Annotated in this window: 6 protein-coding genes; 3 read left to right on the forward strand and 3 right to left on the reverse strand. The window is 38.9% G+C overall.

Translation table 11 applies throughout. From position 1 onward, the window contains the following. Window positions 1–920: 920 nt before the first annotated feature. Both ACFINZ_RS06995 and ACFINZ_RS07000 read right to left on the reverse strand, forming a co-directional pair. Window positions 921–1934 (reverse strand): HWE histidine kinase domain-containing protein, encoded by a 1014-nt coding sequence (locus ACFINZ_RS06995; RefSeq protein ID WP_375684128.1) that lies wholly within the window; start codon window positions 1932–1934, stop codon window positions 921–923. Window positions 1935–1956: 22 nt separating this feature from the next. Further along, window positions 1957–2751 (reverse strand): response regulator, encoded by a 795-nt coding sequence (locus ACFINZ_RS07000; protein ID WP_375607013.1) that lies wholly within the window; start codon window positions 2749–2751, stop codon window positions 1957–1959. A 168-nt stretch (window positions 2752–2919) separates the two neighbouring features. Between ACFINZ_RS07000 and ACFINZ_RS07005 the strand changes: the two genes are divergently transcribed. From ACFINZ_RS07005 to ACFINZ_RS07015, 3 genes are all read left to right on the forward strand, one after another. Continuing rightward, complete coding sequence (locus ACFINZ_RS07005) at window positions 2920–3123, forward strand: NepR family anti-sigma factor (RefSeq protein WP_375610684.1); 204 nt, start codon at window positions 2920–2922, stop codon at window positions 3121–3123. 7 nt (window positions 3124–3130) lie between these two features. After that, complete coding sequence (locus tag ACFINZ_RS07010) at window positions 3131–3685, forward strand: RNA polymerase sigma factor (protein WP_273724155.1); 555 nt, start codon at window positions 3131–3133, stop codon at window positions 3683–3685. Between the two features lie 224 nt (window positions 3686–3909). Beyond that, complete coding sequence (locus ACFINZ_RS07015) at window positions 3910–5340, forward strand: sensor histidine kinase (protein ID WP_375701269.1); 1431 nt, start codon at window positions 3910–3912, stop codon at window positions 5338–5340. 851 nt (window positions 5341–6191) lie between these two features. On the opposite strand, the gene ACFINZ_RS07020 is transcribed toward ACFINZ_RS07015, so the two are convergent. Further along, window positions 6192–8180 carry a M23 family metallopeptidase gene (locus ACFINZ_RS07020; protein WP_375636957.1) on the reverse strand — a complete coding sequence of 663 codons (1989 nt, stop codon included), beginning with the start codon at window positions 8178–8180 and terminating at the stop codon, window positions 6192–6194. Window positions 8181–8573: the final 393 nt, after the last annotated feature.

Consider the following 8573-nt stretch of genomic DNA (forward strand, 5'->3'; position numbering starts at 1 on the left):
TTCCCCTTTGAGATGCTAGTTCCCCTTTGAGATGCTAGTTCCCCTTTGAGATTTTATTCTATAGTGAATTAATCAATGTCATTGGCTTGCACGTCATAAAAGGCTGTGTGTGGGCTTTATGTTGGTGAGTAATATTTGAAAAAAGACTGAAATGCCTCTTATGGAGGCTCTCAAAGGTCAATGGCTGTTGTAACATGAGAGACAAATAGTATGATGATGCTCAGCTACTACTTTTATGAAGTGAAAAGGGGTATGAAGGTAAAGAAGGACGTGGGGTAACAAGGGGCGGTTTTGATGGTTCACTTTACGGGGGCTATTATATCTTATTTACAGATACTGTTTTGAAATGAGCGTGGATATACTGGGAAATATTAAAAAGTGCGTGAATGGAGGGACACAAGTGTATTCTGTTTTAGGATGTCCTATTGTACCTGAAGAGGATATCTCCATTAAAGAATGCGATAAATAAAAGCATAAAATGTGTAATTTCATCAGTTAATTGTCGTTGTCGTGGATGCTTTAAGCCCGTAAAGCTGAAGAGTGATGATGGATATTAGCTTTACTCCTTGAAATTTCATATTCTGCCAAAATAAAATTATATACGCATTGCGAAAATTACACAAAAAGAGATGGGTAACAGGCTCGCTTTTATTTTGCATATAAAAGCTGAAACGGTTTGCTCTTTATCGTTTTGGTTTCTGTTTTAAAATATGCCGGTTATATGAGGGATGGAAGTTGATTGACAGCGGGAATGGATTTTATGTGACTTTCAGTTCTCATCGTTAAGGTTTTGCGGAACTATTGGGGGACTATAGAGGTTGGTTTAAAGAGGTTGGAAAATATCTTTGTGCTTAATAAACAGATGAGACATTTTGCTAAAAAAGGGGAAAATTCTCTTGTTCATTGTTTAAAATGCTCTTTTAAGAAAAAATATCAAAATAAGTATCAGGAACAGAGAGGCAATAGACAATTCCTTCTTGTGTCAATCTGAGAGAAGCTGAACCATTCACGGAAATGGGAACGATTTTTTCGAGAACGGCACTACCAAAACAGGCTTTTTTATTGTTTGTGGGAGGGATGCCGGATTCAAAATTTTCATGCCAAGTGATGATAAGTTGCGTTTTGCCATTCAGTTTTGTTTCGATTTCACAGCGTACACAGATGCTCCCCTTTTCTTGGGAAAGGGCTCCAAAAGAAAGAGAATTGACAATCAGTTCATGAAAAGCCAAACCGATATGCAAAGCGGCATTGGGAAAAAGATAAGGATCGACGCCTTCAAGTGAAAAACGTTCTGTTTCTTTCATAAAATAACCTAAAGCCTGCGTTTGGACCAATTCGCGAAATTGAGCACCGCGCCAATCGGAATCAGTGATCAGATCTTGAGAATGAGAAAGAGAATGAAGACGACCTTGAAATTTTCGTAAAAAAACCTGAAGAGATTCAGTATAGCGGGCGGTTTGACTGGCAATACTTTGAATGATCGCTAGAAGATTTTTAGAACGGTGACTGACTTCGCGAAGAAGGATTTTAAGCACTTGTTCACGGCGGCGTAAGCCGGAAATATTGACACCGGTGGTGATAATCCCAATAATGTCTCCGTTATCATTACGATGGCAATCAATAGAAAATTTGTACCAAATCTCTTGTTTATTTGTATCTTCAAAACGTGCTTCAACAGTTTGCATTTTGCCACTGGCTAAAACTTGCAGTTTGATGGTTTCCATATTGTCTGCAAGGTCAAGCGAAAAAAAGTCGCTGTCACGACACCCAACCCGCCATTTATGGTGCAAATGGTGTGGCAAGTTTTCAGCCCATAAATAAACCAGATTTGTTGCCTGATAGAGAACACAAATATCAGCACCACGAATCGCTTGCATGAGCGCACTCATATGAGATCTATCCATGGGAGGCTTTGAAAGAGGCGTAACGATCATAATTTTAAGATGTTACTCTGTTCTAAGCCGCTTTAGAAGCATTCTCTTGAAAAAATAAAGCTTGGGAAATAAGTGCTTTCACCATATCAGGGTTAAAAGGTTTGGTCACTAAAAAAGTTGGTTCTGGACGCTCGCCGGTCAGTAGCCTTTCGGGAAAAGCCGTGATGAAAATCACCGGTATACGGTCATTTTTCAAAATCTCATTGACTGCGTCAATACCTGAACTGTTATCGGCTAATTGAATATCAGCCAAAATCAACCGTGGTTTTTTCTTATGATACATAATGACAGCTTCATCACGCGTGCGCGCTATTCCTACAACATGATGACCTAAGCTTTCTACCATTTGCTCAATATCAAGCGCAATAAGAGGTTCATCTTCAATAATCATTACTTCAGTGGCAATTTGTTGAGAAATATCAATGGATGCTTGGTTGAGCAGCTTACGGAATTCTTTCGTATCCAGATTCATGATTTCGCTAGCGTCTTGTTCATGAAATCCTTCAACGGCAATGAGCAAAAATGCTTGGCGTGCACGGGGCGTGAGATAGGATAATTTGGCACTGGTTTTTTGTTCAAGACCAAATTGGGGCAGGGGTTCAGGGATGTTTGGTGTGGTTTGGTCAAAAAGATGGCAAAAAAGCCAATAGGTACCAATTCGGTCAGTGGAGGCTTTGGGAAAAATGGAGATGTCGGCAATGAGTGCTTCCAACATCGCTGAAACATAAGCATCGCCAGAGGATTGGCTACCGGTGACAGAGCGGGCAAAACGCCGAAGATAGGGAAGATGCGGGGCAATGCGCGTTGATAATGACATAATTTATAACTCCTTTGACCTTTCAAGCATTTTGTTGGTTGAAATTCTCAACAGATAAAAAAGTTCCTTGATTTGTATGGAACTTTTTACCGACAGCTATATTTACAACCATAAGGCGAAAAATTCTTCGCGGTGCTATTAGTAATATATGGATTAGGGGGATGAAAAATGAACGACCGTGATGAAAAAAATCTCACCACACAATTTAGAGTTGGAGATGATCTTCTCGGGGTCAATAGCGAAATAGCACGGAAGTTACGTCAATTTTACATGGAAATTCAAGAAGAAGCACTGCCACGGTGTTTGCTTGAGCTTTTAGAGAAGTTGGAGCGCGCAGAGCAATTTGGCTTAAACAATGTGGAAAAGGTTTGAATCCTTTATGTCAAAGTGCGCGAAAAATTTTAAACAAGAACTCCTTTCTGTGTTGCCGGCTTTACGAGCTTTTGCCGTTTCTTTAAGTGGCAAGCACGATAAAGCCGAAGATTTGGTCCAAGATACTGTTATGAAGGCATGGGCTAAGCAAGATAGTTTTGAGATGGGAACCAATCTTAAAGCTTGGCTTTTTACCATTTTGCGCAATGAATTTTACAGTCAAATGCGTAAAAAGGGAAGAGAAGTTCAAGATACCGATGGCGTGTTTACTCAAAATGTCGCTGTTCATCCTGCTCAATATGGATCACTTGATTTGCAAGATTTCAAAAAAGCCTTAAATTTGCTTTCTGCCGATCAAAGAGAAGCCATTATTCTCATTGGCGCATCGGGATTTTCTTATGAAGATGCTGCGGCTATTTGTGGTTGTGCTGTTGGAACCATTAAAAGCCGTGTGAGCAGGGCGCGTAATCGATTACAAGAACTTCTTAAAGTAGATGGTGAGTCTGATTATGGTCCTGATTCTTATTCAGCTGGAAGTACATTGTGTTCATTTAACGGCTAAAAAAGCATAATAATTATGATCGATAGCCTTGTTTTTTTTATTCCCGTTATAGCTATTACAGTAAAGTCAGTATCTGAGGAAATTCAGAGTGTTTGGCGTGTATCCTTAGGAACACAAGAAAAGCCTGTATAAACTTTCCCACGGGCTTTAGGTTTTATGTTCCATAAGGTTGCCTTCCTTTGTGCTGAAAAATGACGACTTTCAAGTTCGCCAATGGACATTCTATGACAACAAAAACAAATTTGATGCCTCAAATGCCTTCTTCTGATGCAACGATATCACGCTGGCGGTGGGTAGCGATTGTTGTTTCTCTTGTTATGGCTCTTTTGGCATCGGTTTTTATTATGTTGCTTTCAAATGCTGTTGATCGAGAAGTTGCACAGTTGAATACAAGTTCAGAATTGCGTGAACAGGCTGATTTGGTCCTTATTAGCTTGATTGATATGGCTGTTGCTGATCGCAGCTATGCAAAAACGCGCAAGGCGGAAGATAAAATACGTTTTGAAAATGCAGAGCGGGAGTTAGGGGATATTCTCGATTATATCGCACTTATTGTTTATGCGCATCCACAATGGGATGAATGGTTTACGGCTTTTAAAAAAGAGGTTGAAGCACGAAAAGCCTTTATGAATGCCCATATGCATGCTCTTGATGCGATTCCTGAACAACCCTCTCAACCTTCTCATGCTGCCTCTTTTGAAGTATCAAAGATTCCTGTGGCACGTTTAGCTCAATTGATGACAAGCTTTATTAATGGGGATGATGTGGTGCGACAAAAACAGCGTGAGGGTATCGCATTGATGCGGGCGGCTTTGACATTGGCGGCTATTGTTTCCGTTGTGAGTACCTTTATTTCTGCCTATTTTGTTATTAATCGTTTTCATCGTGATATGCGCTCTTTAAAATTGTATCAATTGCTGCTTCATAGTGAAAATATCGCTCTGGAAGCCCGCGTGAAAGAACGAACACAAGAATTAGAAAGAGCACGTAATCACGCTGAAAAAGAACGCCAACGGGTTGAAATATTGTTGCAGGATGCAAGCCATCGCATTGGCAATTCTCTTGGGACGGTGTCTTCTTTGTTGGGGCTCCAGTTAAATCGGAGCAAAAATGAAGAGGTCCGTGCTGTTCTAGGAGCTGCACGTGATCGTATTCAGACAATTTCTACAGCACATCGTCGTTTGCGCTTAAGTGATGATATGGAAACGACTTTATTGGCAGAGTTTCTCAGCTCTGTTGTGCATGATGTCGAATTGGCAGTCCCTTTTGAATTGCGTGAAAACATCACCATTCACACCAACTTTAAAGATTGTCGCTTGTCTTCAAGAGATGCGACAACACTTGGAATTATCCTTGGTGAACTGCTGACAAATTCCTTAAAACATGCCTTTCCTAATCAACGGTCGGGTCATATTTATATCTCCTTTGGTCCCCAGAAAGATGGACAATTGATGCTCATTGTAGAAGATGATGGCGTGGGAATGAAAAGCCAAACTTTAAAACAAAAAACAGGACTTGGTCGTGTGGTCGTGGAACAGCTCTGTATGCAATTTGGTGAAAAACCTCTGTTTGAAACTTCTGCTTTAGGAGGCACAAAGATTATCATTCCTTTGCCAAAACTTAGCATGAATAGTTCAAAAAAAAGCTCTGACTGATTTTTTTAAGAGATAAATTCTTTACTCTCTGCTTGTTCGTTTTAATAAAAATGAGAAAAAATATAACTTAGATGACGCGAACACAGCACCATTCATATCAGATTGTCAATTGTCTTCAAGAGAAGCAACATTGCTTCTTTATCTTTTGGTCTCTTTGTTTTTTGCTTTGCTGACTCCGATTATCGGCTTTCAAAATTCTCCTGTTGTTGTATGCTTTATAGCTTTGAAGTACTTGAGTTAAAATTTAAATTTATTTTGAATAAAAGCTCCTTTAAACCGATAATACTTATATTAGTAAGCTCTATTTCTTTGTGAAGAGATTGTTTTTTCAAATTTTGTTATTTTTTGTAAGGCATGTAAAACTTTAAATATGTGGTGTTTTTGTAAAAGTGTGTAACGAATATTCTTAAGGATAACTTGCTCATAAAGTTTATGAAACACTGTCCTTTAGGGCTATGAACAGCATAAGCATTCAACAGGTGAAATCTCTTCAACAAAAAGTCGGGTTGTTTATAGAATGATATGGATTTTAGAATCTTCGTTCTTTAGAAAAACTCACCTTTGATTTGAGATTTTATTGCATGGCAAATAAGGACGGGCTATCGTTTTGATAAAATAAACAATAAAGAGTTAGCCTTTTTTGGTTTCATATTTTACACTTTTCTATTGTGCGTAAACCTGAAAAGGGGAGGGCGTTTTATTTTTAATCATTGTTATGCGACCTTGGGTGGTGGCATATTTCGGCAAATTCTTTATAGATATTTAAAGTGCGGAAATCTCTTTAAGAAAAATAAGCGCTAAAGCATATTTTTAGATGTTTTGAGTCGTAAAAATGCAGATGCTTTCATGCTTTAAGTTTCTTCGGAGGGGGTTATCGGGCTGTTGATCAAGGCATCAATATTGTTTTTTTCTTGTAGGAATGTTTGTAGGTCTTGATTGGTTAAGGCTTTGCTATCCGGTATACGAATGCGCATGGGATCAACTTTGACGCCATTGACAATGATTTCAAAATGACAATGGGGACCGGTTGCCATTCCTGTTGTTCCAACATACCCAATGATTTGTCCTTGTCGTACTTTCACGCCTGGTTTGATGTCTGGTGCATAACGGCTTTGGTGTGAATAACTGCTGACATATCCATTGGCATGTTGAATTTCTGTGTGATTTCCATAGCCACCTGTTACACCTACTCTTGTGACAATACCATCTCCTACAGCAATAATGGGTGATCCTTTAGGAGCAACCCAATCAACTCCCGTATGCATGCGAACATAGCCTAAAATAGGATGTTTGCGTGGACCAAAGGGGGAGCCAAAAATCCCATTTGGTGTGGGTTTGCGCAGCAAGAAAGGCTTTGAACTCCTCCCTTCAGAATCATAATAATCAACGCTTCCATCTTTTAATTGATAACGGTAATATTTATAAGTTGTATTTCCAAAAGTTGCGCTAATATAACGAATTTCTGGATCAGTGTTTTGGGATGCTTCCTTTGCTTTCAAGTTCTTTTTGCCATTTTGGTTTTCTTTATCGCTTTGTGGTACAGCATAAAATATTTCGATCTGATCATTGGGTGTTATCAGACTTTTCATGTCAATATTGGTGGCTAGCAGACGAATAAGACGATGAGAGAGAGATTGTGATATATTATGGCTTAGCAAAGCACTATAGAGTGCATCATAAGCCGTTGGTAATTGCGCACTATTGATATAAGAATGCGGAATACCATTTTGAAAAGCCGTTTTAAGTGCTTTAGACATTTTAGGCTCTGTGCTTTCAATGAATTGGCCTTTATCATTCAGGGCAATGGTGAGAATATGATGCATCCCTTGATAGATACTTGCGCGTACGAGATGATCTTCTTCACCAGCTTGTGTCACGATACCAATGCGTAAAAGGCTTCCCTCTTTAAGGGAATCGGAAAGGCTTATTTTTTCTAGCGTTTTTACAACCTGGTCAATTTGCTTTTTTGTATAACTGGTTTTTTTGAAAGCATCGGCTATCGTTTGTTTTTTACGAATAGGAATAATATCTTCAACATAGTTTTTCGTCAGATCGATACGGTGACTTTGAGGAGAAACGGTTACATTTTCTTGAACGATTCGAACTTCAGGGGATTCTGTGCCTTGGGAAGGGGAGGATACATCTTCTAATTTTAAAGGATCAATCAATGTGAGAACTGAAAGAAGTTCGGAGCTCTTTTCTAAAGTAAATCCAGCTTTTTGCACTTCTTGTTGTGCCTCTTCATCTGTCAATGTGTCGCTGTCATCAAAATCGAATTGATTTACCTTAAAATCATAGCTGCGTAAGGTGAGTTTTGTTTCAACCTTTGCACCGTAAATCTGCCCAGAATCTTCTTGTGGTGCGATATTTTGATTTTTAGAATCACTGGCAAGAATGCTTAAAGAATCAAATTTTGGATAACTATATTTCTGGGGGCGATTTTCGGCTAAAGCCATACGAATCCATTCAAAATGTTGTGTTTGAATGACTTTTTCATCGCCTTTTTTTTGTAGAATCGATAGTTCAAATTGACGTTTTCTGTCAAAGCTTTGCCGTGCATGGGTGGGAGAAATACGATCACCTTTATAGCCATTGGCCTCAGGGTCTTGTGATTCTGATAGGTTTTCTTGCGTAAACCATTGTGGCGGTGTTACCAATCGCTGTTGTTCATCAAGAGCCGTAAAAAGTGCAATCCCCATAAGAATGCAGGAAGTGATTCCTGTCAGAATGGTTCCCGTAAGCCAACGAGCAGAAACCTGTCGGCGCGCAGGCCGCAAGCGCTTGACGACAAGAGCAGGGTCTTGTCCAGGATCGTTTTTTTGTTGTTCGTTATCCCACATAGATTTATAAGAGTACTTTTCAATATTAAATAAAGAAAGCTAGATAGATAGCTTAGCATGCTTCTACAGGAATTTGATTCTTTTTACAAATTACAGATCATGCGATTCTCTTTATACAGCAATGTCTTTATAAATCGTATCTGCGCAGAAAATTTTCTCTATTAAAGTAGTATAAAACAAGCGTTATTGTGATTAACTCATTCCTAGGCAACTTCCTATTTTTATGCATTGCAATGGGGTGCTATATTTTACTTTAAAGGCGCCATGCTCTCTTTGAACTCCTTGCTGTTTTCATGTTTTATTTTTATGAAGGCAGATTTTTCCTATAATTGCTTGTTGCCAATAATGTCTTGAAATAGGATTTTTTGTTCAATATTTTATTGGTATTGTTTT

It is taken from the genome of Bartonella sp. AA81SXKL, assembly GCF_042196945.1.
Lineage (GTDB): Bacteria > Pseudomonadota > Alphaproteobacteria > Rhizobiales > Rhizobiaceae > Bartonella.

Coding starts and splice junctions, on each gene's coding strand:
- ACFINZ_RS06995 (WP_375684128.1), bottom strand. CDS start 1,934: ATGATCGTTACGCCTCTTTCAAAGCCTCCCATGGATAGATCTCATATG.
- ACFINZ_RS07005 (WP_375610684.1), top strand. CDS start 2,920: ATGAACGACCGTGATGAAAAAAATCTCACCACACAATTTAGAGTTGGA.
- ACFINZ_RS07000 (WP_375607013.1), bottom strand. CDS start 2,751: ATGTCATTATCAACGCGCATTGCCCCGCATCTTCCCTATCTTCGGCGT.
- ACFINZ_RS07015 (WP_375701269.1), top strand. CDS start 3,910: ATGACAACAAAAACAAATTTGATGCCTCAAATGCCTTCTTCTGATGCA.
- ACFINZ_RS07020 (WP_375636957.1), bottom strand. CDS start 8,180: ATGTGGGATAACGAACAACAAAAAAACGATCCTGGACAAGACCCTGCT.
- ACFINZ_RS07010 (WP_273724155.1), top strand. CDS start 3,131: ATGTCAAAGTGCGCGAAAAATTTTAAACAAGAACTCCTTTCTGTGTTG.